Annotated in this window: 24 protein-coding genes; 6 read left to right on the top strand and 18 right to left on the bottom strand. The window is 70.0% G+C overall.

Annotation, left to right across the window (positions count from 1 at the left end; genetic code table 11):
* From PV679_RS33985 to PV679_RS33915, 15 genes are all read right to left on the bottom strand, one after another.
* A partial coding sequence (locus tag PV679_RS33985) for a flavodoxin-dependent (E)-4-hydroxy-3-methylbut-2-enyl-diphosphate synthase (RefSeq protein WP_319684906.1) occupies positions 1-181 on the bottom strand: 181 nt, incomplete at its 3' end.
* 4 nt (positions 182-185) lie between these two features.
* Complete coding sequence (gene hpnH / locus PV679_RS33980; RefSeq protein WP_319684905.1) at positions 186-1,205, bottom strand: adenosyl-hopene transferase HpnH; 1,020 nt, start codon at positions 1,203-1,205, stop codon at positions 186-188.
* Between the two features lie 5 nt (positions 1,206-1,210).
* Entirely contained in the window at positions 1,211-1,864 is a 654-nt protein-coding gene (locus PV679_RS33975; protein WP_319684903.1) for a 1-hydroxy-2-methyl-2-butenyl 4-diphosphate reductase, read from the bottom strand.
* Positions 1,864-3,867, bottom strand: coding sequence for a squalene--hopene cyclase (shc, locus tag PV679_RS33970; protein WP_319684901.1), 2,004 nt, complete (start codon positions 3,865-3,867; stop codon positions 1,864-1,866). The genes PV679_RS33975 and shc overlap by 1 nt, the downstream gene beginning before the upstream one ends.
* 130 nt (positions 3,868-3,997) lie before the next feature.
* Positions 3,998-5,113 (bottom strand): polyprenyl synthetase family protein, encoded by a 1,116-nt coding sequence (locus tag PV679_RS33965; RefSeq protein ID WP_319684900.1) that lies wholly within the window; start codon positions 5,111-5,113, stop codon positions 3,998-4,000.
* A complete protein-coding gene (hpnE, locus tag PV679_RS33960; protein ID WP_319684898.1) occupies positions 5,110-6,498 on the bottom strand; it encodes a hydroxysqualene dehydroxylase HpnE in 1,389 nt (462 codons plus the stop codon). Before hpnE ends, PV679_RS33965 begins: the two co-directional genes overlap by 4 nt.
* A 175-nt stretch (positions 6,499-6,673) precedes the next feature.
* The gene (gene hpnD / locus PV679_RS33955) at positions 6,674-7,624 is read right to left on the bottom strand and encodes a presqualene diphosphate synthase HpnD (protein ID WP_319684896.1); all 951 of its coding nucleotides are present in this window, start codon (positions 7,622-7,624) and stop codon (positions 6,674-6,676) included.
* The gene (gene hpnC, locus PV679_RS33950) at positions 7,621-8,541 is read right to left on the bottom strand and encodes a squalene synthase HpnC (protein ID WP_319684894.1); all 921 of its coding nucleotides are present in this window, start codon (positions 8,539-8,541) and stop codon (positions 7,621-7,623) included. The genes hpnD and hpnC overlap by 4 nt, the downstream gene beginning before the upstream one ends.
* A 500-nt stretch (positions 8,542-9,041) precedes the next feature.
* A complete protein-coding gene (locus PV679_RS33945; RefSeq protein WP_319684892.1) occupies positions 9,042-9,827 on the bottom strand; it encodes an ABC transporter ATP-binding protein in 786 nt (261 codons plus the stop codon).
* Entirely contained in the window at positions 9,820-10,749 is a 930-nt protein-coding gene (locus PV679_RS33940; RefSeq protein ID WP_319684890.1) for an ABC transporter permease, read from the bottom strand. The genes PV679_RS33945 and PV679_RS33940 overlap by 8 nt, the downstream gene beginning before the upstream one ends.
* Positions 10,750-10,847: 98 nt before the next feature.
* Positions 10,848-11,720, bottom strand: coding sequence for a glycosyltransferase family 2 protein (locus tag PV679_RS33935; protein WP_319684889.1), 873 nt, complete (start codon positions 11,718-11,720; stop codon positions 10,848-10,850).
* A 5-nt stretch (positions 11,721-11,725) separates the two neighbouring features.
* Positions 11,726-12,511, bottom strand: coding sequence for a CDP-alcohol phosphatidyltransferase family protein (locus tag PV679_RS33930; protein ID WP_319684887.1), 786 nt, complete (start codon positions 12,509-12,511; stop codon positions 11,726-11,728).
* Positions 12,489-13,550, bottom strand: coding sequence for an iron-containing alcohol dehydrogenase family protein (locus PV679_RS33925; RefSeq protein ID WP_319684885.1), 1,062 nt, complete (start codon positions 13,548-13,550; stop codon positions 12,489-12,491). The genes PV679_RS33930 and PV679_RS33925 overlap by 23 nt, the downstream gene beginning before the upstream one ends.
* Complete coding sequence (locus PV679_RS33920) at positions 13,538-14,287, bottom strand: phosphocholine cytidylyltransferase family protein (RefSeq protein ID WP_319684883.1); 750 nt, start codon at positions 14,285-14,287, stop codon at positions 13,538-13,540. Before PV679_RS33920 ends, PV679_RS33925 begins: the two co-directional genes overlap by 13 nt.
* On the bottom strand, positions 14,284-16,194 hold the full coding sequence (locus PV679_RS33915) for a DUF5941 domain-containing protein (RefSeq protein ID WP_319684908.1): 1,911 nt from the start codon (positions 16,192-16,194) through the stop codon (positions 14,284-14,286). The genes PV679_RS33920 and PV679_RS33915 overlap by 4 nt, the downstream gene beginning before the upstream one ends.
* A gap of 222 nt (positions 16,195-16,416) precedes the next feature.
* Here PV679_RS33915 and galE point away from each other — a divergent pair, with 222 nt between their 5' ends.
* The 3 genes from galE (at position 16,417) to idi (ending at position 19,180) form a co-directional block, all read left to right on the top strand.
* Complete coding sequence (gene galE / locus PV679_RS33910) at positions 16,417-17,397, top strand: UDP-glucose 4-epimerase GalE (RefSeq protein ID WP_319684882.1); 981 nt, start codon at positions 16,417-16,419, stop codon at positions 17,395-17,397.
* Positions 17,398-17,541: 144 nt separating this feature from the next.
* Complete coding sequence (locus PV679_RS33905) at positions 17,542-18,480, top strand: cation diffusion facilitator family transporter (protein ID WP_319684880.1); 939 nt, start codon at positions 17,542-17,544, stop codon at positions 18,478-18,480.
* A 106-nt stretch (positions 18,481-18,586) separates the two neighbouring features.
* Positions 18,587-19,180: an isopentenyl-diphosphate Delta-isomerase gene (gene idi, locus PV679_RS33900; protein WP_319684878.1), complete on the top strand. Its 594-nt coding sequence runs from the start codon at positions 18,587-18,589 to the stop codon at positions 19,178-19,180.
* On the opposite strand, the gene PV679_RS33895 is transcribed toward idi, so the two are convergent.
* Positions 19,155-19,661 carry an ATP-binding protein gene (locus PV679_RS33895; protein ID WP_319684877.1) on the bottom strand — a complete coding sequence of 169 codons (507 nt, stop codon included), beginning with the start codon at positions 19,659-19,661 and terminating at the stop codon, positions 19,155-19,157. The two genes, idi and PV679_RS33895, sit on opposite strands and share 26 nt — an antisense overlap.
* Before the next feature lie 272 nt (positions 19,662-19,933).
* On the opposite strand from PV679_RS33895, the gene PV679_RS33890 reads away from it, so the two are divergent.
* Positions 19,934-20,683 (top strand): enoyl-CoA hydratase/isomerase family protein, encoded by a 750-nt coding sequence (locus PV679_RS33890; RefSeq protein ID WP_319684876.1) that lies wholly within the window; start codon positions 19,934-19,936, stop codon positions 20,681-20,683.
* Here the strand turns inward: PV679_RS33890 and PV679_RS33885 are convergent.
* Together PV679_RS33885 and PV679_RS33880 are read right to left on the bottom strand one after the other, a co-directional pair.
* The gene (locus PV679_RS33885; RefSeq protein ID WP_319684874.1) at positions 20,661-21,305 is read right to left on the bottom strand and encodes a DJ-1/PfpI family protein; all 645 of its coding nucleotides are present in this window, start codon (positions 21,303-21,305) and stop codon (positions 20,661-20,663) included. The genes PV679_RS33890 and PV679_RS33885 overlap by 23 nt on opposite strands.
* A 41-nt stretch (positions 21,306-21,346) precedes the next feature.
* Entirely contained in the window at positions 21,347-22,327 is a 981-nt protein-coding gene (locus tag PV679_RS33880) for a GlxA family transcriptional regulator (RefSeq protein WP_319684872.1), read from the bottom strand.
* 98 nt (positions 22,328-22,425) lie between these two features.
* Here PV679_RS33880 and PV679_RS33875 point away from each other — a divergent pair, with 98 nt between their 5' ends.
* Both PV679_RS33875 and PV679_RS33870 read left to right on the top strand, forming a co-directional pair.
* The gene (locus PV679_RS33875) at positions 22,426-23,289 is read left to right on the top strand and encodes an SCO6745 family protein (RefSeq protein ID WP_319684870.1); all 864 of its coding nucleotides are present in this window, start codon (positions 22,426-22,428) and stop codon (positions 23,287-23,289) included.
* A 489-nt stretch (positions 23,290-23,778) separates the two neighbouring features.
* Positions 23,779-26,136, top strand: coding sequence for a Tex family protein (locus tag PV679_RS33870; RefSeq protein ID WP_319684869.1), 2,358 nt, complete (start codon positions 23,779-23,781; stop codon positions 26,134-26,136).
* Positions 26,137-26,164 lie beyond the last annotated feature (28 nt).

Here is a 26,164-nt window from a genome sequence, read left to right as displayed (position 1 = left end):
TCTGCTGCAACGTCGCCCCGATGTCCGACGTACGCGTCGTCGTCATCGACTGCACCGACACCGGCGCATCCCCACCAACCGCCACCGACCCGACCTGGACGCGCCGCGAAACGCGGCGCGTCGCGATCGGCCGGGCCGGCAGCTCGGGGAGCCCCAGTGCGACAGGCTCTCCAGTGGTCATGTCGTCACCGCGTCCCGGCGACAGTCTCACGGACGGCCCGCAGCGACTGCTTGAGGGAGCCCATGGTCGCGAGGACGGCGGTCGGTTCGTAGCCGCAGTGCGCCATGCAGTTGGCACAGCGCGCGTCCTTGCCGCGGCCGTACTTGTCCCAGTCGGTCTCCTCGATGAGCTGCCGGTACGTGGGCACGTATCCGTCACTCATCAGATAGCAGGGCCGCTGCCAGCCGAACAGGGAGTAGTTCGGGATGGCCCACGCCGTGCACGGGAAGTCGGCCTTGCCTTCGAGGAAGTCCAGGAAGAGCGGCGAGTGATTGAGGCGCCAGCGCGCTCGGTTGCCTCCGGAGAACGCCTTCTTGAACAGCTCCCGAGTCTGCTCCACACCCAGGAAGTGCTCCTGGTCGGGGGCCTTCTCATAGGCATAGGCGGGCGAGATCATCATCTCGTCCACCTTCAGGTCGTCATTGAGGTAGTTGAGCACCTCGACGATGGTCTGGGGAGTGTCCGTGTTGAAGAAGGTGGAATTGGTGGTCACCCGGAAGCCGCGCTTCTTGGCCTCCTTGATGGCCTCCACCGCCTCGTCGAACACTCCCTCTTTCGCCACGGACTCGTCGTGGCGCTCACGCAGCCCGTCGATGTGCACGGCGAAGGCGAAATACGGCGAAGGGGTGAACTTCTCGATCTTCTTGCGCAGCAGCATCGCGTTGGTGCACAGGAAGACGTATTTCCTCTTGGCCACAAGCTGCCGGACGATCTCATCGATCTGCGGATGCATCAGCGGCTCACCGCCGGCGATGGAGACCATCGGCGCCCCGGACTCCAGCACCGCTCCGACCGCCTGGGCAACGGGCATACGCTGCTTCAGGACACCCGCCGGATGCTGGATCTTGCCGCAGCCCTCACATTTCAGATTGCAGGCGAAGAGAGGTTCCAGCTCGACAATGAGTGGAAACTTCTCGCGCTTGCGGAGCTTCTGTTCAAAGAGGTACGTCCCGACCCTGATGGTCTGACGAAGCGGCATGGCCATCTAGCTCACCTCCTGGGGAGCAGCAAAGAACGGTGCCATTCATGGAAAGCTGGAAGGACGGCACGGAGGACGCGGAAGGCTGATATTCCACCGCGCACTGTGCCAATACGGACGAGCTCATGCTCTGGAGCGTCCACGACCACCCGGACAGCCGCAACCGGGCGGAGCCCGGCGCTCAGAGCACTTCGGAGCGTGGCGGCGGACTCCATGTCCACCGCGACCGCCCCCGTGGCGCGCAGTTCGGCCCGCTCATGGCCGCGCACCACATGACCGGAACCGGTGAGCGGACCCGTGTGGACCGTGTGGCCGGGCACGGCCCGGGTCAGCGCGTCGACGAGCAGCCCGATGCCCGTACAGCGTGTGGAGCCGTACGGGTCCCGGGTCTCGTCGGCGACAATCAGATCTCCCGGGTTCATACCCGGGACGAGCCCCGCACAGAATCCGGACGCGATGACGGCCGCGTCCCTGGTGCGGGGCTCTCCGAGCGCGCGTGCCATGGCGCGCTCGGCGTTCTTGGGCCCCATGCCGGTACGGAGGACACTCACCGGCCCCGGTGCCTCGTCGTGGCCCGCGCCGCGCAGAGCGAACCGCTCGATGCCGAGCGCACAGGCGATCAGCATCGGCGCAGGCGGACCGGCCGGCTCCGGGGACCGTCTCATCAGCCCCCCTTGCGGCTGCCCGCGCGGGCCGCCGCGGGCTCTCCGTGGACATACCGGCCGAGGGCCGTGAGCGGGAACACCGCCCGATAGAGGTGGTAGTTGATGGAGAAGTCCCAGGGAAAGCCGGTACCGGTGAAGTGCGGCTCGTCCCAGGAGCCGTCCGGCCGCTGGGTCTCGGTGAGCCAGGTGACACCTCGCTCGACGGCCTTGCTCTCCCGTCCCTCGGCCGCCAGGAGCGCGAGCAGCGCCCAGGCGGTCTGGGAGGCGGTCGAGACGCCGTGGCCGATCCACTTCTCCTGGCGGTACGAACGGAGGTCCTCGCCCCAGCCGCCGTCCTCGTTCTGCACGGATTCGAGCCAGGAGACCGCGCGGCGGATCGCGGGGTGCGAGGGAGAGAGCCCGGCGGCGGTCAGCGCCGGCACCACCGAGCCGGTGCCGTACACGTAGTTGACTCCCCACCGTCCGAACCAGGCTCCGGTGGTCTCCTGTTCGGCGAGCAGCCACTCGACGGCGCGCCGGGCGCCCGGGAGATGGGCCTTGCCCTCGTAGGCGAGCATCTCCAGGACATGCGCGGTGACATCCGCGGACGGCGGGTCGATGACCTCACCGAAGTCGCAGAAGGGCAGCCGGTTGGGAAGCGGACTGGTGTTGTCGGCGTCGAAGGCGGCCCAGGCGCCGTTTCTCGACTGCATGCCCATGTTCCACCGGGCACCGCGTTCGACGGCCGCGTCGAGCCGCTCGGGATCGGGATGGCTGACCCGGCGCAGGGCGAGGACGACCTCGGCGGTGTCGTCGATGTCCGGGTAGTTGTCGTTGTGGAACTCGAACGCCCAGCCGCCCGGTGTCAGTCCGGGCCTGCGTACGGACCAGTCGCCGGGGCGGACGATCTGCTCGCCGATCATCCAGTCGGCGGCCTTGACCAGCGCCGGATGGTCCGGGCTCAGGCCCGCGTCGGCGAGCGCGATCGTGGCGAGGCAGGTGTCCCAGACCGGGGACTGACATGCCTCGATCATCCGGGCGCCGTCCTCGCGCCGGACGGCGAAGCGGTCGAGCGATTCAAGACCGGCGCGCATGACCGGGTGGTCGAGTTCGTATCCGAGCAGATGGAGCGCGATCAGGGAGTAGACGGCGGGCGGCTGGATCCCGCCCCAGCAGCCGTCGCTCTCCTGCCGCTCGATGATCCAGCGCGCGGCCGCGTTCATCGCGGTGCGGCGCAGCGCGCGTGGCGCGACCTTGTGGTACGCGTGCAGGAACTTGTCGAGGCGCTGGAAGACGCCGTCCCAACTGGCCACCGGTGCGAGGGACTTGACCGGATTCGGCTGGGCCGGGTCGGAGTGCAGCTCGTCGAGCGCGAAGGGAGCGGGCCGTACGGGCCGCTTCGCCGAGACGATGGTGAGCGGCACGATCGTCTGCCGTGCCCAGCAGCCGAAGTCATAGATGTTGAGCGGGAACCACCTGGGAAGAAACACCATTTCGGGAGGGAGTTCAGGCAGGTCGTCCCATTTCCACCAGCCGAAGAGCGCGAGCCAGATCCGGGTGAAGACCCGGCTCGCGGCGATGCCGCCGTTCTCCCGGACCCATTGGGAGGCACGTGCCATGTGCGGGTCTTCGGGCCGGTCTCCGGCGAGCCGGAGGGCGACATACGCCTCGATGGTGGCGGAGAGTTCGGCGGGGCCGCCGTAGAAGGTGGTCCAGGTGCCGTCCGCGCGTTGTTCGCCGCGGATGAAGAGGGCGGCCGCCTCGGTGGTGTCAGCGTCCTGCACACCAAGGAACTGACGGAGCATCAGGTCTTCGGCGTCCATGGTCACATTGGTTTCCAGGTCGCCCTTCCACCAGCCCTGGGCGTCCTGCAGGCCGAGAAGATGCTCTACGGATCGTGCGGTGGCCCGCTCGGCGGCGGCCAGAAGGTCACCGTCCGCGGCGGGAGTGGTGTCGGTCGGTTCGCTGGCCGAGGCTGCGCGGGGTCCCACGGCCCCGGGGCTTCCGTCGGTCGTCGCTGTCATGGCTTCCCCTTCGTGCAGTGGTCTTCTGCTGTGCTGGGGTCTCCGTCGCCCGGTGCGCTGCGGCACCGGGCGGCGACTGCTCTTGGGGTCCGGGGCTATCCCCCGGATGGGGCGGATATGGGAATGGTGATCATCTCTTCCGTACGACGACGAAGTCCGCCAGCGCGATGAGCTGCGCCCGGACTTCTTCCGGCATGTCCACGCCATCCAGGGCCTCGATGGCGACCGTGTGCTGTCTGCGGGCCTCCTGAGAGGTCCACTCCCGGCCGCCCGCCTCCTCGATCAGCGCCGCCCTGGTGGCGAATTCCTCCTCCGAGAAACTCTCGAAGTCATTGCTCTTGGCATCGGCGGCGAGCAGCTCCGCGAGCCGTCCGGAGGCCGGGCCGCCGGCCGCCAGCGCGGCGACCACCGGCAGGGACTTCTTGCGCTGGCGCAGATCGCTCCAGGTCTGCTTGCCGGTGGCCTCCGGGTCGCCCCAGATGCCAAGCAGATCGTCGATGGCCTGGAAGGCGAGGCCGAGGTGGTAGCCGTATGCCTCCAGCGTGTCGGCCGTCCTGTCGTCGGCGCCGCCGAGCACCGCGCCGATGGAGACGGCGCAGGCCAGCAGCGCGCCGGTCTTGTTGCCCTCCATCTCCAGGCACTCCTCGACGGTGACCCGCTCGCGGTGCTCGTAGGAGATGTCCTGCGCCTGACCGTCGATCAGCTTGCGGGTGGCGGTGGTCAGCCGGCGGGTCGCGCGGCCGGCCTCCGCGGTGCCGATCTCCAGCAGCACCTCGTTGGCGAGCGCGAAGAGAGCGTCGCCGACGAGGATCGCCTGGGCCGGGCCGTGCACCTTCCAGACCGTGTCGCGGTGGCGGCGCTGTTCGTCGCCGTCCATCAGATCGTCGTGCAGCAGCGAGAAGTTGTGGACCAGCTCGACGGCGACCGCGCCGGGGATGCCCTTCTCGGGAGCCGCGCCGGCCGCCTCGGCGGAGAGCAGCGCGAGCGCCGGCCGCACCGCCTTGCCGCCGTCACCGTCGGCGGGCCGGCCCTCGGCGTCGATCCAGCCGAAGTGATAGGCCGCGACAGTGTCCATCGGCGCGGCGAGCCGGTCGACGGCGGCGCGCAGCACCGGCGTCGACATCTGCCGCCCGCGCTCCAGCAGCGCGAAGACGCCCGCTGTGTCGGCAGCCGAATTCGCCGGGGGCACAGTCGGCACGGTCTCTCCTCTTGTTCCAGTACTCGTAGGTGCGGTGGTCGGGCTCATGCCGCCTCCTGCAGGGGGTGTTCATGGCGGCGGCCGAGCTCGGAGAGTACGGCGCCGGCGGCGTTGAAGCCGCTTCTCACCGCGCTCTCCATGGTCGCGGGCCAGCCGGTGGCGGTCCACGCGCCGGCCAGGAAGAGACCGGGAGCGCGCGTACGGGCCGCGGGACGCAGCCGTCCCACACCGGGCTTCGGCGCGAAGGTCGCCGCCCGCTCCCGGGTGACGAAGAAGTCCCGTACCTCCGCGCCGCGGCTCGCGGGCAGCAGACGCTCCAGCTCGGGAAGGTAGCGCGCACGCAGCTCGGAGACGGGCGTGTCGATCTCGTCCTCGGCGGCCGACTGGGACACCGCCAGATACTGGCCCTCCGTGAGACCCGAGCTCTCGGTGCGGTCGAAGACCCACTGGACCGGGCTGCCGAGCGCGGCGAAGAACGGGCGGCGCAACACGGCACGGTCGTACACGACATGCATGTTGAGGATCGGCGCGGTGCCGATGTCCAGCAGCCGGTCGGGAGCGTCGAGCGCGCCGTCGGGCAGCAGACCGTGGGTTTCCCGCTGGGCCACCGCGAGGACGACGGCGTCCGCGTCGAGCCGCTCACCGTCCACATCGACGTGCCAGCCGCCCTCCGCCGCGCGCGAGACGGCGCTCACGCGGGTGCGCGTCTCGGTCCGCACACCGGCGGAGTCAAGGGCCTTGCGCGCCAGTGTGTCGTGCAGCTCACCGAGCGGGACATGCGCCCAGCCGATGTCGGCGGCGCCCGCTTCGGACAGCAGACCGGTCTTGAAGACCATCGCGGCGAGCCCCATGGAGGCGTGCGGCGCGGTGGCGTTGAGCGTGGCCACGCCGACCAGGTCCCAGAGCGCCTCGATGGTGCGGTCCGACTGTCCGTGCAGGCCCAGCCAGGTGGCGAAGTCGATGCCGTCCAAGGCGGGATCGGCCGGGTCCAGCCGCTTGAGGGCGAGCGCGGCGCGCCCGACCGAGAGGCGCTCGGCGAGGGACAGATGCGGATACGTGGCCAGTCCGGCGGCGAGATGCAGCGGTACGGGCAGTGCGTTGCGGCGCAGCCGTCCGAGCCGCGGCCCGCCCGCGCGCCCGACATCGAGAACCGGCACGTCCAGCCGGTCCTGCAGCGGCGCGAGCGCCGCGCCGTCCACCCGGTCGAGGAACCACCGGTACGCCGTGCAGCAGCGCAGATACACATGCTGGCCGTTGTCGACGGTGAGGTCGCCGCGCCGGAACGAGAAGGCGAGACCACCGAGGCGCGGGCGTCCCTCCAGAAGGGTCACCCGCACTCCCGCGTCGGCGAGCTGGAGAGCGGCGGTGATCCCGGCGAGTCCCGCGCCGACCACGACCGCATGGCGGGGACGCGAGCCGTCGGCAGTCGTCATACGTGCCCTCCTTGGACCGTCGCAGTCAGGGACGCGTCAAACCGGTGCGAGGTTGAGAACCGCGGGTGCGCGGGCGCGTTCGAAGGAAGAGGCATGTGCGCGACCGGTCCTCGCGGACCCACGACACCCGGCACCGCGCCTCGTCCCGGTACCCGTCCTGGGCCGCTGGGCCGCATCAGCCCCGCCTCCTGACGGTCTGCCGGGAGATGTGCCGCGCGTCGAGCCCGGAGAGCCCGCGCACCGCGACATACGCCTTCTCACGTCCGGGCAGCGAGACCCGGCCGCGCAGGACGGCCTCGGGGTCGCGTTCGATGCGGTCGAGCAGACGGCGGTAGATACCGGCCATGGCGGCGACACACGCGCCGCTGCGCCGGTCGAGCATGGGCAGCAGACGGTAGCCCTCGGCGAAGAGAGCGCGGGCCCGCCGGACCTCGAAGTGCACCAGACCCGCGAAGTCGGAACCGGCGGGCGGGGTCGCGCTCCGGAAGCCGGTGGAGCAGCCGAACTTGGCGAGATCGTCGGCCGGGAGATACGTACGGCCGTTTCCGGCGTCCTCGCGTACGTCCCGGAGGATGTTGGTGAGCTGGAGAGCGAGCCCCAGTGTGTCGGCGTACTCCGAGGCGCGCTCGGCCCCGGGCGCGCCCGGTCCGGTGCCGAACACGCCGAGCGAGAGCCGCCCGATGGCGCCCGCGACACACCGGCAGTAGACCTTGAGGTCGTCCCAGGTCTCGTACGTGTCACCGCGGACGTCCATCAGGACGCCGTCGATCAGCTCGTCGAGTCCGCCGAGCGGGATGGGAAAGCGGCGGGCCGCGTCCGTCAGCGCCACCGCGACCGGGTCGGTGTCGTCCTCGTCCACAGCGCCCTCGCTGATCCGGCCCAGCAGGGCACGGGTGTCCTCAAGGCGTGCCAGCTTGGTCTCCGGCGCGAGTGTGCCGTCACCGATGTCGTCCACCCGCCGGGAGAAGGCGTACAGCGCGGACATGGCCTGCCGCTTGTCGGTCGGCAGCAGCCTGATGCCATAGGCGAAATTACGGGCCTGCTGCCCGGTGACGGCCTCGCAATAGCTGTAGGCCGCCAGTACCGGCGCGGACACGGGCGTCTGTCCCTCCACGTTCCGGCTCACCCCTCTCTGTGCGCTCTTCGCAAGACAGCTCCCACTTCGCGCAGCAGACGCGGCTTGGTGGGCTTGGGCGGTCCGGGGAGCACATCGTGCCCGGCGGCCGCGATCGAAGCGAGGGCGGCGCGCCCTCCGGCCACGAATCCGGCGAGCAGCAGCCGGAGCCTGCCATGGACGCTACCCACCAACGGGGTGCCTTCATTCAGCAGCTCACGGGCGCGTTCGGCTTCGTGTGCGATCAGCGCGCGTACCGAAGCGTTCCCGGTGGGCGCGGCCAGATCCGCTTCGGTGACATGGAACCGCTTCATGTCCTCGGCGGGCAGATAGACACGGTCGCGGCCCAGGTCCTCGGCCACGTCCTGGAGGTGTTCGACGATCTGCAGTGCCGTGCACACGGCGTCGGAGCGGCGGACGCGCTCCGGGCTCGCGGTGCCGGTGATCCCGAGGACGAGACGGCCGACCGGATTGGCGGAAAGCTCGCAGTAGGCGAGGAGATCGTCATAGGTCTCGTAGCGGCGGACCCGCTGGTCCTGGCGGTTGGCCGCGATCAGACCGAGAAACGGCTCGGGTGTGAGCGAGCGGCGCCGTACGGTCGGCGCGAGAGCGCGCAGCAGCGGGTGGCCGGGACCCGGACCGGCGGGCTCGAAGACACGCCGCAGATCGGCCTCGAAAGCGTCCAGCACGGCCAGTCTGTCCTCGGCGCGCGCCGGGTCGACTCCCAGATGCCGGGCGTCCGCACCGCCGGGAGCGAGATCGCCGTCGCCGATGTCGTCGACGAGCCTGGCATAGCCGTAGACGGCCATCAGGTCGTCGCGCCAGGCGCGTGGCAGAAAGAATGGAGCCACGGGAAAGTTCTCGTCCGAGGCCTTGTCCAGAGTCGCACGCGAGGAGGCGTCGGAGCGCACCTGCGGTGTGCCCGTCACCGCGGACTTCCTGATACAGGGACGGCGGAATCCACGTGGAGCTGGAGATTTTCCGTCATTGCCGTCACATCTCCCGTTCTACACTGCCGACCCAATACATCCTATTTCGGACACGCCGCCCGTCTTCTTGAGTACACGAGGCTGCTTGGCAGGTGGGACGCCCAGGGGGTATCACCCCACTTGCCGTGAATCAGCACCAGCACAGCTTACGTTGTACAACCAAGAGGACCACGCCGGGGTATGGCGCGCATTACAAGAACACTGCAATACCGGCCAACCTTCCCCGACGCCACGGTACTTGACTGATCTTTGACGATTGGCGGCGGTGGCGGCACGCCGAGAGGGACCGGTCCGCCGGCGGATCCGGCGTGCCACGACGACGCGCGCCGGACCTTCCCGGACACCCGGTGAGACGCCGGGCCGGCGCATGGCGTGGCCCCCGCCGGATGGGTCCGGCGGGGGCCACGTCGTCAGGCGAGGGCCTGGAGCGGTGGACCGGGCTACTTGCCGGTCTCCTTCTCGTACGCCTTGATGACCTCGTCGGTCGGACCGTCCATCAGCAGCTCGCCCTTCTCCAGCCACAGCACCCGGTCGCAGGTGTCCCTGATCGACTTGTTGCTGTGACTGACCAGGAAGACCGTGCCCGCTTCCTTGCGCAGTTCACGGATCCGCTGCTCGGAACGGATCTGGAACTTGCGGTCTCCGGTGGCCAGCGCCTCGTCGATCATCAGGACGTCGTGGTCCTTGGCGGCGGCGATGGAAAACCGGAGCCTGGCCGCCATGCCCGAGGAGTAGGTCCGCATCGGGAGGGTGATGAAGTCACCCTTCTCGTTGATGCCGGAGAAGTCGACGATCGACTGGTACCGGTCACGGATCTGCTCGCGTGTCATTCCCATGGCCAGGCCGCCGAGGATGACATTCCGCTCGCCGGTCAGGTCGTTCATCAGCGCCGCGTTGACACCCAGCAGGGAAGGCTGGCCGTCGGTGTAGACCTTGCCGCTCTCCGTCGGCAGCAGCCCCGCGATGGCACGGAGCAGCGTCGACTTGCCGGAGCCGTTGGTGCCGATCAGACCGATGGCCTCGCCGCGGTACGCGGTGAAGGTGACCCCACGGACGGCGTGGACCTTGCGGACTCCACGCGCCTCTCCCTTGCCGCGGCGGAGTATGCGGCTCAGCGCCGCGGTGGCGCTGCCCTTGCCTCCGCCGCCGCCGTTGACGCGGTACACGATGTGCACCTCGTCGGCGATGACGGTCGGAATACGTCCCTGCTTGTTGTCATCAGCCACGGCCGTACCGTTCCTCAGCCTTCCAGAAGTACACAAAGCCGGCGACGCCCAGGATCACGGCCCACAGCAGTGCGGCGAACCAGACGTGCGCGGGCAGATTCGACGCGCCGTAGCCGTCGATCAGCGCGTACCGGACGAGGTCCATGTAGATGGCCGCCGGGTTGTACTGGAGGACGTCGGCGATCCAGGACGGCTTGTCCTTGAGCATCACCGGGATGGAGAACATCACGCCCGACGCGTACATCCACGTACGCATCACGAACGGCATGAGCTGGGCGAGGTCGGGAGTCTTGCTGCCGAGCCTCGCCATGATCAGCGCGAGACCGGTGTTGAACAGGAACTGGAGCGCCAGCGCGGGCACCACCAGCAGCCAGCTCAGCCTCGGATAGCTGCCGAAGGCCACCGCCACCGCGACCAGCACGATCATCGAGAACAGCAGTTGCTGGAGCTGCTGGAGCGAGAAGGAGACCGGCAGCGACGCCCGCGGGAAGTGCAGGGCCCGGACGAGCCCCAGATTCCCGGAGATGGCGCGGACGCCGGCCATCACCGAGCTCTGGGTGAAGGTGAAGACAAAGACGCCGGTGACCAGGAACGGGACGAAGACCTCCTGTGGGATGCCCTTCTTGGTGCCCAGGATCAGGCCGAAGATCAAGTAGTAGACAAAGGCGTTCAGCAGCGGCGTCGCCACCTGCCAGAGCTGGCCGAGCTTCGCCTGGCTGTACTGGGCCGTGAGCTTCGCCTGGGAGAAGGCCAGGATGAAGTGGCGCCGGCCCCACAGCTGCCGGACGTAGTCGGCCAGGCCGGGCCTGGCACCGCTCACCGCCAGGCCATATTTGGCGGCGAGAGCCGCGGGGGTCAGACCGTCGTCGGGCGACGGCGGGGCGCTCACAGCGATCGCGCCCTCATGGGTTGTGTCACTCACAAGTTGAAACTTTCGTGTTCAAGATGCGCAGCCGGTCGGGCGCAGGCGCGGACGGCCAGGACCCGGAAGTATGCCCGATGCTCTCAGAACCGAGCTTGTCAGATGACAGGCGGTCGGCCCAGCCGGGTCAGCCGCCATACCGTACGCCACTTCATGGGACGGCGCGGACCGCACGGCGTGGCCCAGCCCTCGCGGAACCCGCCGAGCCAGGCCCTGAGAGCCGCCGCGGAGGGACGCCGGACCAGAGTGAGCAGCAGCCACACGCCGAGGTAGAGCGGGACCACGGGCGCGGGCAGATTGCGGCGGGCGAGCCAGACCCGGTTGCGGGCCACCATGCGGTGGTAGACCGCGTGCCGGGACGGCGGTGTCGTCGGATGGTTGAGCACCATGTCCGCGCGGTAGTCGATCATCCAGCCCGCGTCCAGCGCCCGCCAGGCGAGATCGGTCTCCTCATGGGCGTAGAAGAAGTCGCCCGGCAGTGCGCCGACCTCGGCGAGGACCTTCGTCCGTACCGCGTTGGCGCCGCCGAGGAAGGTCGTCACCCTCGACGACCGCAGCGGATCCGAGGCGCGCAGCCTCGGGACGTGCCGGCGCTGGGTGAGTCCGGTCTCGGGATCGGTGATCCGGAAGCTGACGATGCCGAGTTCGGGATCGGCTTCGAACGCCTCACGGATCAGCTCGCCGGTGTCGGTGTTCGGCAGCAGTCCGTCGTCGTCCAGGAAGAGCAGGACGTCCACGTCGGAACCGGCGGGCCCGAACGCCTCGATGCCGACATTGCGGCCGCCCGGGATGCCGAGATTCGCGGGCAGCTCGACCGTCCGTACACCGGCGGGAACGGCGCCCACCGGAGCGCCGTTTCCCACCACGACGATCTCGATCGGGTCGCCCTTCTGCCGGGCGACCGAGTCGAGAAGCGCACGCAGCTCGTCGGGGCGTTCACCCATGGTGATGATCACCGCGCCGAGCCGCATGCCGCTCACCTCAGCCTGCTGGACGCCAGGATGGAGACCAGGTGGAGCAGTGTCTGGACCAGGGCGATACCGGCGAGGACCGCGATACCGAGCCGGGTGAAGAAGAGATCGCCACGGACCGTGTCGAGAACGGCCACCACGAGGATGAAGAGGCTGGCCTCGATGCCGCCGACGAGCCGGTGGAACTTGAGCGCGGCAGCGGCCCGGCGGGCCAGTGCCAGCCCGGAGGAGCGCGGCGCGGACGCCTCGTCCTTGACCGCCGGCAGGCCACTGCGCTGCCTGGCCACATCGACCAGGTCCGTCTCGGCCTTGATCAGGATGGCGCCGAGCGCGGCGAGCGTGCCGAGGAAGGCCCACAGCCAGTTCGTGGACGAGCCGTTCTGGTGGAAGACGTCGGCGCCACGTATGCCGAAGCCGACCAGCAGTGCGGCCTCGCAGAGATAGTGGCCGATCCGGTCGAGATAGACGCCGGTGATGGAGGTCTGCTTGCGCCAGCGGGCCACCTCGCCGTCGACACAGTCGAGCAGCAGATAGATCTGGAACAGGACGACGGCGAGGATCGCGCCGGTGAGTCCGGGCAGCAGGAGCGCGGCACCGCCGATGACGCCCACGACCACCATGAGGTAGGTGAGCTGGTTCGGCGAAATCCGCGTGTTCACCAGGTACGGGTCGATGTGCAGCGAGATCTCCCGCATGTACAGGCGCCCGGCCCAGTGCTCTCCGCTGCGTCGGTCCTTCACTCCCTCCGGGTGGACGACCGGACGGAGTTCAGCTACTGATGGTCTTGGCATAGTCGGCGTACGCGTCCCTGATCTGGTCGGTGGACAGGTCGAGGTGTTCGAGAACGGTGAAGCGACCCGGCCGGGTCTGTGGCGCGTAGGCCACGGCCCGGACGAATTCGTCGGCGGAGAAGCCGATCTCCTCGGGCAGCACGGGCAGTCCGTGCCGGCGCAGCACCTCGGTGAAAAGCTCTGACTGCTCGTGCGCGCCGCGCAGATGCATGGCGAAGGCGGCGCCGAGGCCGACCTGCTCGCCATGGAGCGCGGAGCGCCTGGGATGGAGCAGGTCGAAGGCGTGGCTGATCTCGTGGCAGGCGCCGGACGACGGTCGGGTGTCCCCGCTGATCGACATGGCGATGCCGGAGAGCACCAGAGCCTCGGCGAGTACGGTGAGGAACTCGTCGTCGCCGACGCCGCCGGGATGACGCAGTACGGCTTCGCCGGCCGTGCGGGCCATGGCGGCGGCCAGACCGTCGACCGGCTCGCCGGTGATCCGGTGGGACAGTTCCCAGTCCGCGATGGCGGAGATGTTGGAGACGGCGTCGCCGATGCCGGAGCGCACGAAGCGGATCGGCGCGTCCCTGATGACATCGAGGTCGACGACGATCGCGATGGGCGTCGGGACGCCGTAGGAACCGCGCCCGTTGTCGTTGTCCAGGGTGGACACCGGTGAGCAGATCCCGTCATGCGCGAGATTGGTGGCGACGGCCACCATGGGCAGCCCGACCCGGGCCGCCGCGTACTTCGTCACATCGATGATCTTGCCGCCGCCGAGGCCCACCACGGCGTCGTACCGCTTGCCCTTGATGTCGTCCGCGAGTTTCACGGCGGAGTCGATCGTGCCGTCGGCGACGGCGTACCAGTCGGCGTCGGGCAGCACCGGCGAGAGCTTCTCGCGCAGCGCCTGTCCCGAGCCGCCGCTGACGGCGACGGAGAGCCTGCCCGAGCTGGAGATCCGCCGGTCGGCGAGGAGTCCGGCGAGATCGTCCATGGCGCCCCGGCTGATGTCGACGACGACCGGGGACGGGATGAGCCGGGTCAGTACTGGCACGCGATCTCACGGCCCTTCGCGAGGTCGTCGTGGTTGTCGATCTCCACCCAGGGGATGTCGCCGATCGGGGCCACGTCGATGACCAGGCCGCGGTCGACCAGTTCCTGGTAGCCGTCCTCGTAGTAGAGGTCGGGGTCGCGCTCGAAGGTGGTCCTGAGCGCGTCGGCGAGGTCGACGGCGGCCTCCGGCTCGATCAGTGTGACGCCGATGTACTCGCCGGTGGCGACGGCCGGATCCATCAGCTTCGTGATCCGGCGCACGCCCTTGGCGCCGTCCGTGACGACCTTCATCTCCTCGTCGGCCAGCCGCTTCACCGTGTCGAGGGCGAGGATGATCCTCCGGCCCTCGCCACGCGCGGCGAGCAGGGTCTTCTCGACGGAGACCGGATGCACGGTGTCGCCGTTGGCGAGGATCACGCCCTGGGTCAGGACGTCACGGGCGCACCAGAGAGAGTAGGCGTTGTTCCACTCCTCGGCCTTGTCGTTGTCGATGAGGGTGAGCTTGAGGCCGTACGCGGCCTCCAGGGCCGCCTTGCGTTCGTACACGGCCTCCTTGCGGTAGCCGACGACGATGGCGGCCTCGGTCAGGCCGACCTCGGCGAAGTTGCCCAGCGTCAGATCGAGGACCGTGCTGGTCCCCTCGCCCGCCGGGTCGACGGGCACAAGGGCCTTCGGCAGCGTGTCGGTGTAGGGACGCAGACGCCGTCCGGCACCGGCGGCGAGTACGAGGCCGATCATGCGGCTTCTCCTTCGTCATGTACGGCGGGGGCACCGGAGGACACCCAGAACCGGATGGACTCCATGAGCACGACCAGCGCCACGGCGACCGCCAGCACCGTGAGAGCCGACGGGAAAGTGGTGTTCCGCGTCACGAGGACGGCGGCGAGCACCGTCACCACCAGCGTGCGGCCCTCGTGGCCGCCGATCGTCCGGACGAGCCAGCGAGGCGGCGCACCGGTGCCGCCGCGAATGCGGTACACCGTGTCGTAGTGATGGTAGGCGACGGCCGCCACCAGTCCGAAAGCCGCCGGCAACGCTCCGTTCACCTCGGAGCGGGCCGCGAGGACCAGTACGGTGCCGTATTCGGCCGCTCTGAACACCGGTGGTACGAGCCAGTCGAGCGCGCCGCTCAGCGGGCGGGCGACCGCGAGTCCCGAGGTCAGGACGTACACCAGGGCCGCGACGACGGGCCAGGGGCCGTCGACCGGAGCGAAGGCCGCGGTGGCGACGACCGCGGCGCCGCCGGCGAACGCCGCCGCGAACGGCAGGAGGCCGGGAAGCCGCCGGGCGGGCCGGCGCAGCAGCGCCGCGACGCCCGCGGCGGCCGGTCCCGAGTCGGTGAGGTCCGCCAGGGCCCGGGCGGCCCGCTCGGTGCGGTTGGCCCGGCGGGTCACCGAGCGCAGGACCCGGCCGGCGGTGGTGTAGCAGGCGGCGAAGGCGCAGCCGATGAGCAGCGCGTAGAAGACGATCCGCGGTGTGGTCAGCGCCGTCAGTACGGCGATCATGGCCCAGCGTTCACCGATGGGAAGCACGATCATCCGGCGCACCCATACCGTCCAGCCGACGCTGTCGAGCCGGCTGGAGAGCGCGGCGGTGGGCGTGCCGACGACGGCTTTTCCGGTGGCCGTCGCCGCCGTGGCGTCGGCGTTCGCCTCATTGAACGAGAAGTCGACGACATGGCGGCAGGTCTGGAGGACCATCGCGCCGAGGGCGAGCGCCCACACGTCGTCACCGCCGCGGGCGGCGCCGAGCGCGAGTCCCGCGTAGTAGGCGTACTCCTTGGCCCGGTCGAAGGTGGCGTCGAGCCACGCGCCCATCGTGGAGTACTGGAGGGAGTAGCGGGCGAGCTGCCCGTCGGTGCAGTCCAGTACGAAGGAGAAGAGCAGCAGCACACCGGCGGCGACATATCCGCCGCGGGTGCCGGTGGCCGCGCAGGCCGCCGCGATCAGAGCGGTGAGCAGCGACGCGGTGGTGACCTGGTTCGGAGTCAGGCCGCGGCGGGCGCACCAGCGGGCGAGATAGCGGGAGTACGGGCTGACGCAGAAGGTGGTGAAGAAGCCGTCGCGGGCCTTCACCGCGGAGCGCAGCCGTACGGCCTCGTCGTCGACGGCCGCGACGGCGGTCTCGGCCCGCTCCCGGGCACTGGGATCGGCCGGTACGGCGGCGACGAGCGAGCCCAGCTCGGGCCGCTGGGCGCCGTCGCCGTCCGCGTCGAGTGCGGCGGCGGCCCGGTCGGCGAGCGGTTCGCCGGAGGTCACGGCGGTGGCGGAGGCGTGGTGCGGCCCGGCCGCCTCGGGGCCGGAGAGATCGTCGGCCGCCGGTGTCCCGGGAGCGGCACCGGATCCGCCGACGACGGCGGTCACGGCGCGTACCAGCGCGGCGCGGGCACCGGGCTGGGCGGTGAGTGCTCCGGGCACCGCGGCCGTCGGGAACCGTGGGTCGGTCAGCGCCAGACGCAGCGCGTGGACATGGCCGACGAAACGGGAGTCGACGAGAGCGACGCGGTCCGCCGCCGGGGCCGAGGCGAGGAGGCGCGCGGCCTCCATGTCGTCGGACGCGGTGTGTACGTCAAAACCCAGCGACCGCAGATGGCCTTCGAGTGGCGATCCGGGTACCGCGGGACCGGTGAGGATGGCGGTCGGCAGACGAACTCACTCCTTGGCACTTACAGGGCTGGGTGCGCGGCGGCATGACCCGGGATCCGGGTGGCGGCACGTCGGCAGAGGCTATCGGATGAACGGAAGGTTGAGTTCACCGACCGTTTACGCCCTGGACGCCACGGTCTGAGTCGGGAACGGTTCATCTGGAGATCATCGTTGTCGATCACCGCTCCGGCGCCGGACAAGGCCGGTCAGTAAGGTGTCCGCATGACATGGCTGATCACAGGCGGAGCGGGTTATATCGGGGCGCATGTGGTGCGGTCCATGACCGAGGCGGGTGAGCGGGTCGTCGTCCTGGACGATCTGTCGACCGGCGTCGCCGAGCGGCTTCCCACCGGGATTCCGCTGGTGAGGGGCTCATTGCTGGACCGGGATCTCCTCGACCGGACGCTCACCGGGCACCAGGTCACCGGTGTGGTGCATCTCGCCGCGAAGAAGCGGGTCGGCGAGTCCGTGGAGCAGCCGCTGAGGTACTACCGGGAGAATCTGCACGGGCTCACCGTGCTGCTCGACGCCGTGGTCGCCGCCGGAGTGCGGCGCTTCCTCTTCTCCTCCTCGGCCGCCGTGTACGGGGTGCCGGATGTGGAGTTGATCACGGAGCGGACTCCGGCCGTGCCGATCAATCCGTACGGCGAGACCAAGCTCGCGGGTGAGTGGCTGGTACGGGCGACCGGTCGGGCGCACTCGATCGCCACGGGCTGTCTGCGCTATTTCAATGTGGCGGGAGCGGCGCGGCCGGAGCTGTCCGACACCGGGGTGTTCAACATCATCCCGATGTTCTTCGACCGGATCAGCCGCGGTGAGGCGCCCCGGATCTTCGGCGCCGACTATCCGACGTCCGACGGCACCTGCGTCCGTGACTACATCCATGTCTCCGATCTCGCCGACGCCCATCTCGCCGCGGCCCACCGGCTGGCCGCCCAGCGCGGCGGCGGTGATCTGACGGTCAACCTCGGGCGAGGAGAAGGCGTCTCGGTCCGTGAGCTGGCCGATCTGGTCGCGGAGGTGACCGGACACCGCACCGCTCCGGTGATCGAGGCGCGCCGCCCCGGCGACGCGACGAGAGCGGTGGCCTCGGTGGAGCTGGCCACCGGTGAACTGGGCTGGACGGCCCGCCACAGCGTGCGCGAGATGGTCGAGTCCGCCTGGGAGGGCTGGCAGCGGCACCATGCGGCGACACCGGCCTGATCGCCTTGCCACCGCCTGACCTGTGATTATTTCCCCAGGTCAGAGCTGCTGACAACGGTGTTCAGTCCCGTGTTGCCGGGTACCCCCCACCCGTAGTTCACTGGCGTGGTCGGCAGGTCATCGAAACGACCGGGAGGCGTCCCCATGGGGGCAGGGCACGATCACGGACATACGCACGGAGGGCCCCCGCCGGGCACGGCGACCGCCGCCTACCGGGGCCGGCTCAGGATCGCGCTGTGCATCACGCTGTCCGTGATGGTGGTGGAGATCATCGGCGGTCTCGCCGCCGACTCCCTCGCGCTGATCGCCGACGCGGCGCACATGGCGACGGACGCGGTCGGGCTCGGCATGGCCCTGCTGGCGATCCACTTCGCGGCCCGTCCGGCGGACGCGAGCCGCACCTTCGGTTATGCCCGAGCCGAGATCCTCGCCGCGCTGGCCAACTGTCTGCTGCTGCTCGGTGTCGGCGGCTACCTGCTGTACGAGGCGATCGAACGCTTTATCGTGCCGCCGGAGACCAGAGGCGGACTGACCATCATCTTCGCCCTCATCGGTATGTTCGCGAATCTGGTCTCCCTCTCGCTGCTGGTCCGGGGCCAGAAGGACAGCCTCAATGTGCGCGGGGCGTATCTGGAGGTCCTCGCCGACACGCTGGGCTCGCTCGCGGTGCTGGTCTCGGCCGGGATCATCCTGACCACGGGCTGGCAGACGGCCGACCCGATCGCGGGCCTGGTGATCGGGCTCATGATCGTCCCGCGTACGGTGAAGCTGCTGCGGGAGACGCTGAACGTCCTGCTGGAGTCGGCTCCCAAGGACGTCGACATGACCGAGGTACGAACACATATGCTCGCGCTGCCCGGAGTGGCCGACGTACATGACCTCCATGCCTGGACGATCACTTCCGGTATGCCGGTGCTCTCCGCTCATGTGGTGGTGGATCAGTACGCGCTTGACGCGGTGGGCCACGAGAAGATGCTGCATGACCTGCAGGCATGCCTCGGCCACCATTTCGATGTGGAGCACTGCACCTTCCAGCTCGAACCCAGGGGCCACGCGGAGCACGAGGCGAAGCTCTGCAGGTGACACGCGCGGGCGCCGAGGGGAACGGACATGCCCACACTCCCGAAGTGCGGACACGGGGCTTTTGTACGGCAGACTTGGGGGTCGAGGCCCGAAGCGAAGGATGGTTATGCCGACCACACCAGTTACCGCGGCGAACAGCTCGTCGAACAGCGTGCAAGAAGCGATCATGCTGGAGCTGGTCGACGAGAACGGCAATACCGTCGGTACCGCCGAAAAGCTCTCCGCACATCAGGCGCCCGGTCGGCTGCACCGGGCGTTCTCCGTTTTCCTCTTCGACGAACAGGGCCGCCTGCTGATCCAGCGCCGCGCGCTGGGCAAGTACCACTCTCCAGGCGTCTGGTCGAACACCTGCTGCGGGCATCCGTACCCGGGCGAGGCGCCGTTCGCCGCGGCCGCCCGCCGCACCCATGAGGAGCTGGGCATCTCGCCCTCGCTGCTCGCGGAGGCGGGCACGGTGCGCTACAACCACCCGGACCCGGATTCGGGGCTCGTCGAGCAGGAGTACAACCATCTCTATGTGGGACTGGCGCAGTCCTCGCCCGACCCCGACCCGGAGGAGGTCGGCGAGACGGTCTTCGTCACTCCGGCGGAGCTGAGCCGGCGGCACGACGAGGCGCCGTTCTCCGTCTGGTTCACGACCGTGCTGGACGCCGCGCGCCCGGCGATCAGGGAGCTCACCGGACCGGCCGGGGGCTGGTGACGCTTTCCCGCTTCGGCGGCCCGCCGAGCGGAGCGACGAACGGCAGTTCCGCCCAGACGATCTTCCCTCCGCCGGCGGTGTGGTCGACATCGCAGCCGCCGCCGGCCTCGCGGAGGATCTCCCGCACCAGCAGCAGCCCGCGGCCGCCAATCTGCCCGGCGTCCGGCGTATCCAGCGCCTTGGGCCGGTACGGATGGTCGTCCTCGACCGACACCCGGATCCGCTCCGCTCCGACAGCGACCTCGACAGCCACCTCGGGCGAGAGCACCGCGGCATGCAGCACGGCATTGGTGACCAGCTCGGAGATGATCAGCAGCACCGCCTGGGCGGCCTCGTCCCTGATCGGTACGCGCTGACGTTTCAGCAGGTCACGTACGGCGTGTCTGATCTGCGGTACCGACACCTCGACGGCGGGAGCGGTGAACCGCCAGACCCCCTCGTACCATCGTGGCCGGTCCGGAACACTCCCGCTGCTCTCCATCACTGGGGCACCCACCCTTGACTCGGCCCGCGTTGTCCATCGGCTGTCGAGTGTTGGGAACGGACCGGCCCGTACCGGGCCGCTGGACATAAGTCAGCCTTTATTGACGGAACGCGACCGCATCCAAGCGGAAGCTTATGGAAAAAGACTGCACTTGATCGCCCGTTGACAGCCAAAGATCAGTTCGGTGCACCCGGCATATGCGGGCGGCGTGGCCGGCCGACAGCTCCCCGCCCGGCTGCTCCCGCCGGCGCCCGGATAGCATCCGGCCCATGGAGCCGCAGTTGCTGCACACCGTCGCGGACGGCATCGCGACCGTTGTCATCCACCATCCGGCCAAGCGCAACGCGATGACGGCGCGGATGTGGCGGGAACTGCCGCCGCTGCTGGAGCGGCTCGCCGCCGACTCCGCCGTGCGCGCTCTGGTGCTGACCGGCGAGGGCGCCACCTTCTGCGCCGGCGCCGACATCTCCTCACTGCGGCAGCGGGACGAGGATCCGCAGTCCCTGGCGGTGGCGGCCGAGGAAGCCCTGGCCGCCTTCCCGCGGCCCACGCTCGCCGCCGTACGCGGTCACTGCGTGGGCGGCGGCTGCCAGTTGGCGGCGGCGTGCGATCTGCGGTTCGCCGAGGACGGCGCGCTGTTCGGCGTCACTCCGGCGCGGCTCGGGATCGTCTATCCGGCGTCGTCGACCCGGCGGCTGGTCTCGCTGGTGGGGCCCGCGACCGCCAAATACCTGCTGTTCTCCGCCGAGTTGATCGGTACGGCCCGGGCGCTGCGGACCGGACTCGTGGACGAGGTGCTCCCGGCCGGCGAGCTGGCCGGGCGGGTGGCGGAGTTCGGGCGCGTACTGGTCTCCCGCGCGTGGCTGACCCAGGCGGCCGCCAAGGAGTGCGCCTCCGGCCGTACCGACCGGGCCGCGTACTGGACGGAGCGGGCGCGCGCCGGCGGCGACACCGCGGAGGGTGTCGCCGCCTTCCTGGAGCGCCGCGAGCCGCGGTTCAGCCGGCCGGGCGAAGAATGAACCGGCTCTTTGCCCGCAGCTCCTCGACGAGGTCCGAGGGCGCCTTGTCCGGCGATCCGGCGTCATAAGGAGGTTGCGGGTCGTACTCGGTCAGAAGCTGTACGGACTGGGCGAACCGGTCCCCCGCGAGCCTCCCGGCCAGAGTGAGACCCATGTCGATGCCGGAGGAGACGCCGGCCGCGGTGATGTATTTGCCGTCGGTGACGACCCGCTCGCCAGTCGGCTCGACGCCGAACTCCCGGAGCGAGTCCAGCGCCAGCCAGTGGGACGTGGCGCGCCGTCCCGTGAGCAGACCGGCGGCGGCGAGCAGCAGCGATCCGGTGCAGACGGAGGCCGTCCAGATGGTCGTGGCGTCCGCCTCGCGCAGCCAGTCGAGAAGCACGGCGTTCTCCATCTGGCCACTCTGCCCCGGGCCGCCGGGCACCACCACGATGTCGGGCGCGGTGACCTCGCCGAGCGTCTTCTCCGCCACGAGCGAGAGACTCCCGCGGTCGTCGAGGACGGGGCCGGTCCGTTCCGCGACGAGGAAGGTCTCGGCGCCGGGAAGGCGGGAGAGGACCTGGTACGGGCCGACGGCGTCGAGCGCGGTGAAGCCTTCGAAGAGCGGGATCGCGATCCGCATGGCGGGCCTTTCCGTCAGTGTGTCGGTGCGGAGATCGGGGTTCAGGAGGGATCGGCAGGTGAGACGGCCCGCGCGCGGAAGCGACGCCGGTATTCGGCGGGCGCCGTCCCGAGGACTTTGACAAAGGCACGGCGCATGGCCTCCGGTGTGCCGTATCCGCAGGCGCGCGAGATCTCCTCGATGCCGTCGGCGCTGTCGTCCAGCAGCCGCCTGGCGTGTTCGAGACGTACGCGCTCCACATAGCGGCCCGGAGTGACGCCGGTCTCGGAGCGAAAGGCGCGGGCGAAGTGGCGCGGCGACAGCCGGGCCCGGCCGGCCAGTGACTCGACGGAGAGATCGCCGCCGGGATGCTCGCTGATCCAGCTCTGCACCTCACGCAGTGGCTCGCGCTCCGCCGTCTGCGCGGCGAGCTGGACACTGAACTGCGCCTGATTGCCAGGACGTCGCAGGAAGACCACGAGATGGCGGGCGACGGCGAGGGCCACGTCCCGGCCGAGGTCCTCCTCGACCAGCGCGAGTGCGAGATCGATCCCGGACGTGACACCGGCGGAGGTGGAGACATGTCCGTCCCGTACGAAGATCGGGTCCGGGTCGACATCGACGGCGGGATAGGCCCTGGCCAGCAGGTCCGTGGCCACCCAGTGGGTCGTCGCCCGGCGGCCGTCGAGCAGTCCGGACCCGGCGAGCAGCAGGGCACCGGTGCAGACCGAGACCAGCCGTCCGGCGGCGGGCGCGCGCACACGGAGCCAGTCGACCAGCCGCGGGTCCGGAGCACGGGTGCCGGCACCGCCGGGCACGAGAAGCGTGTGCGGGTCCGGAGCGTCGGTGAGCGCGATGTCCGGAACGATCGTGAGCCCGCTGGAGGTCCGTACGGGAGCGCCGTCGAGCGAGGCGGTCCGGATCCGGTAGGCGTCCGGGTCACCGGCCTGGCGGGCGGCTCCGGCGAACACCTCCACGGGGCCCGTCACATCAAGGCTCTGCACCTCGTCGAAGAGGACGACCAGGACGGATCGCTCTGTCATGGTTCTCATCCTTCGGCCGCCGGCCGATGGCCGCAATGACGAATACCCCTCCTTTCCAGCCACGACAACCGTACCGACCAGTCGGTAACATGGTTCGCATGACCACTCTGCCCGAGCGCGCCGCGCGACGCTGTTACTCCGTCGTCAACCCGATCCATTCCGCTCTCTACTTCTCGCCCGACCTCGGGCGCGAGTTCGCACGCGCCGGGCTGGACAACGCCGGAGCGGCCTATTTCGCGGCCCGCGCGGCGCCGCTGGGCCGGGTCGGCCCCGGCACCGTGACCGCGACCTTCTTCAACTTCAAACACGATCTCGTGGCCCGGCACATCCCGCGCGCGTGGGACAGCGTCACGCCCGAGAGCGCGCTCGACGCCCGGCTGCGCGCGGTCGACTCACTGCTGCGGCGGCTGCTGGGCGAGGAGGCGGTGGCCTCGAAGGAGCTCGCCGAGGCCGCGGCACTGGCGCTGCGAGCCGCCGAGGCGTGCACCCGTCCGGCGCGTCCGCTCTACGCGGCCAACGCCGATCTGCCCGTGCCGGACGCGCCGCATCTCGCCTACTGGCACGCCTCGACGCTGCTGCGCGAACACCGCGGCGACGGTCATCTCATCGCTCTCACGGCCGCCGGCCTGGACCCCGTGGAGGCGCTGGCCAGCCACACCGCGAGCGGCCGGGGCATGTCGCCGAAGTGGATCCTCGCCAGCCGCGGCTGGACGGCCGAGGAGTGGGAGGCGGCCAGGGAGCGGCTGCGCGCACGCGGACTCCTGGACGCCGACAGCGAGTTGACACCGGCCGGCACGGAACTGCGCACCGCGCTGGAGGACGAGACCGACCGGCTGGACCGGGCCCCGTACGAGCATCTCGGCGCGGCGGGCGTGGCCCGGCTGACCGAGCTGGCCGGCGGATTCGCCCGGGCGGCGCAGGCGGCGGGCGCGTTTCCGGCCGACCTCATCGGCAAACGCTGACCCTCCGGCGAGTACGACGGTCGTCCGCCGGCGGTTTACGGCCGGGCTGACCGGATACTCGACTGTGTAGGTGGTAGGCCACGGCTCCCCCAGTTCGAAGGGCGCCACAGCGCGTGCCGTGTACGTAGGCACCGGCCCGTGCGCCGCGTGCGTGGAGCGCCCGACGCGGCCGAAGACCCGACAGCCACCTCTGGGAGGTTCGGTGTTCCGTGCCATCGCCGATGTGCCGCGCGCCATCGGCTCGACGCTCGCCTCCGTGGTGGCCCTGCGCTTCCACGCGGCCCGCCTCTTCGGCGGGGCCGCACACGGTTAGGGACCGTGGGTCACCTCCTCGCGAGCAGTCCGATCAGTCCGCCGGCCCGGTCCACGATCCGCTCGGGACCGGGCCGACGGCTGCCGTATCCGCCGGGCCCAGCCGGTCGCGCCCGCTGATGTCGGCGCCACCTGCCACAATGCAGACGGCGGACCACAGAACAGCGGAGCGTGATCGTGACGACGTCCATCGAAGGCAGGATCGCCGGGGAACTCGGCGTACGGGAGCGGCAGGTGAAGGCAGCCGTCGAGCTGCTCGACGGCGGATCGACCGTGCCGTTCATCGCGCGCTACCGCAAGGAAGCGACCGAGATGCTCGACGACGCGCAGCTACGCACCCTGGAGGAGCGGCTGCGCTATCTGCGGGAGCTTGAGGATCGGCGGACCGCGATCCTGGAGTCCGTCCGCGAGCAGGGCAAGCTGGACGACGCCCTGGAGACGCAGATCCGGGCCGCCGACACCAAGGCGCGGCTGGAGGACATCTATCTGCCGTTCAAGCCCAAGCGGCGGACCAAGGCGCAGATCGCCCGCGAGGCCGGTCTGGAGCCGCTCGCCGAAGGACTGCTGAGCGACCCGTCGGTGGAGCCGCTCGCGGCGGCCGCGGCGTTCGTGGACGCGGACAAGGGCGTGGCGGATCCCGCCGCGGCGCTGGAAGGCGCGCGCGCCATCCTCACCGAGCGGTTCTCCGAGGACGCCGATCTCATCGGCGAGCTGCGCGAACGGATGTGGACCAAGGGCCGGCTGGCCGCGAAGGTCCGGGACGGCAAGGAAGAGGCCGGCGCGAAGTTCGCCGACTACTTCGACTTCGCGGAGGCGTTCCCCGCGCTGCCCTCGCACCGCGTGCTCGCCATCTTCCGGGGCGAGAAGGAGGATGTCCTCGATCTGGTCCTGGAGCCCGAGGAGCCGTCGGAGCAGCCGGGGCCGACCATGTACGAGAACATGATCGCGCGGCGCTTCGGAGTCGCCGACCGCGGCCGTCCCGGCGACAAATGGCTCGCGGACACGGTGCGATGGGCGTGGCGGACCAGGATTCTGGTCCATCTCGGGATCGATCTGCGGCTGCGGCTGCGGACCGCCGCCGAGGACGAGGCCGTGCGGGTCTTCGCGACAAATCTGCGGGACCTGCTGCTGGCCGCGCCGGCCGGCACCCGCGCCACGCTGGGGCTCGACCCCGGATTCCGTACGGGCGTGAAGGTCGCCGTGGTCGACGCGACCGGCAAGGTCGTCGCCACCGACACGATCTATCCGCATGTTCCCGCCAACAAGTGGGACGAGTCGCTCGCGAAGCTGGCGCGGCTCGCCAAGGAACACGCGGTCGATCTGATCGCCATCGGCAACGGCACGGCGTCCCGCGAGACCGACAAGCTCGCCGGTGAGCTGTGCGAGAAGCATCCGGAGCTGAAGCTCACGAAGGTGATGGTCTCGGAGGCGGGCGCCTCCGTGTACTCGGCCTCGGCCTTCGCCTCCCAGGAACTGCCCGGACTGGACGTGTCGATCCGCGGCGCGGTCTCGATCGCCCGCAGGCTTCAGGACCCGCTCGCCGAGCTGGTGAAGATCGACCCGAAGTCGATCGGCGTGGGCCAGTACCAGCACGACCTGTCCGAAGTGAAGCTGTCCCGCTCGCTGGACGCGGTGGTCGAGGACTGTGTGAACGGCGTCGGGGTCGACGTCAACACCGCGTCCGCGCCGCTGCTCTCGCGCGTGTCGGGCATCGGCGCGGGACTCGCCGAGAACATCGTCGCCCACCGCGACACCAACGGTCCCTTCCGCTCACGCAAGGCGCTCAAGGCTGTGGCCCGGCTCGGCCCGAAGGCGTACGAACAGTGCGCGGGTTTCCTCCGTATCCGCGACGGGGACGACCCGCTGGACGCGTCGAGCGTGCACCCCGAGGCGTATCCGGTGGTGCGGTCCATGGTGAAGACGACGGGCACCGAGGTCGCGTCGCTCATCGGGAACTCCTCAGTGCTGCGCTCGCTGAAGCCCGGGGACTTCGTGAACGACTCCTTCGGACTGCCGACCGTGACGGACATCCTGCGCGAGCTGGAGAAGCCGGGACGGGACCCGCGCCCGGCGTTCAAGACGGCCACGTTCAAGGACGGCGTGGAGAAGATCGGTGATCTGGCGTCCGGGATGCTGCTTGAGGGCGTGGTGACCAACGTGGCGGCGTTCGGTGCGTTCGTGGACATCGGTGTGCACCAGGACGGCCTGGTCCATGTCTCCGCCATGTCCCGGTCCTTCGTCAAGGACCCGCGGGAAGTGGTCAAGCCGGGCGATGTGGTCCGGGTGAAGGTGATGGACGTCGACATCCCGCGCAAGCGGATCTCCTTGACGCTCCGTCTGGACGACGAGGCGTCGGCGAAGCCCGAGCGCGACCGGTCAGGAGACGCCGGCCGAGCGCCGGGACCACGGCAGGGCGGTCGTGGCCGGAGCGGCGGTGGTGGCGGCAGCGGCGGTGGCGGCGGGGCCCGACGCCAGGCGGCGCCTCCGTCGAACAGCGCGATGGCGGACGCGTTGCGGCGGGCGGGGCTGTCGTAGGGCGGGTCGCCGTCCGGCGGGGGTTGTG

Origin of the sequence: Streptomyces sp. AK02-01A (genome assembly GCF_033795305.1) — a bacterium.
Classification (GTDB): Bacteria; Actinomycetota; Actinomycetes; order Streptomycetales; family Streptomycetaceae; genus Streptomyces.
Note: the sequence above shows the minus strand (reverse complement) of the source record. Positions and strands in the feature narration are given on the sequence as shown.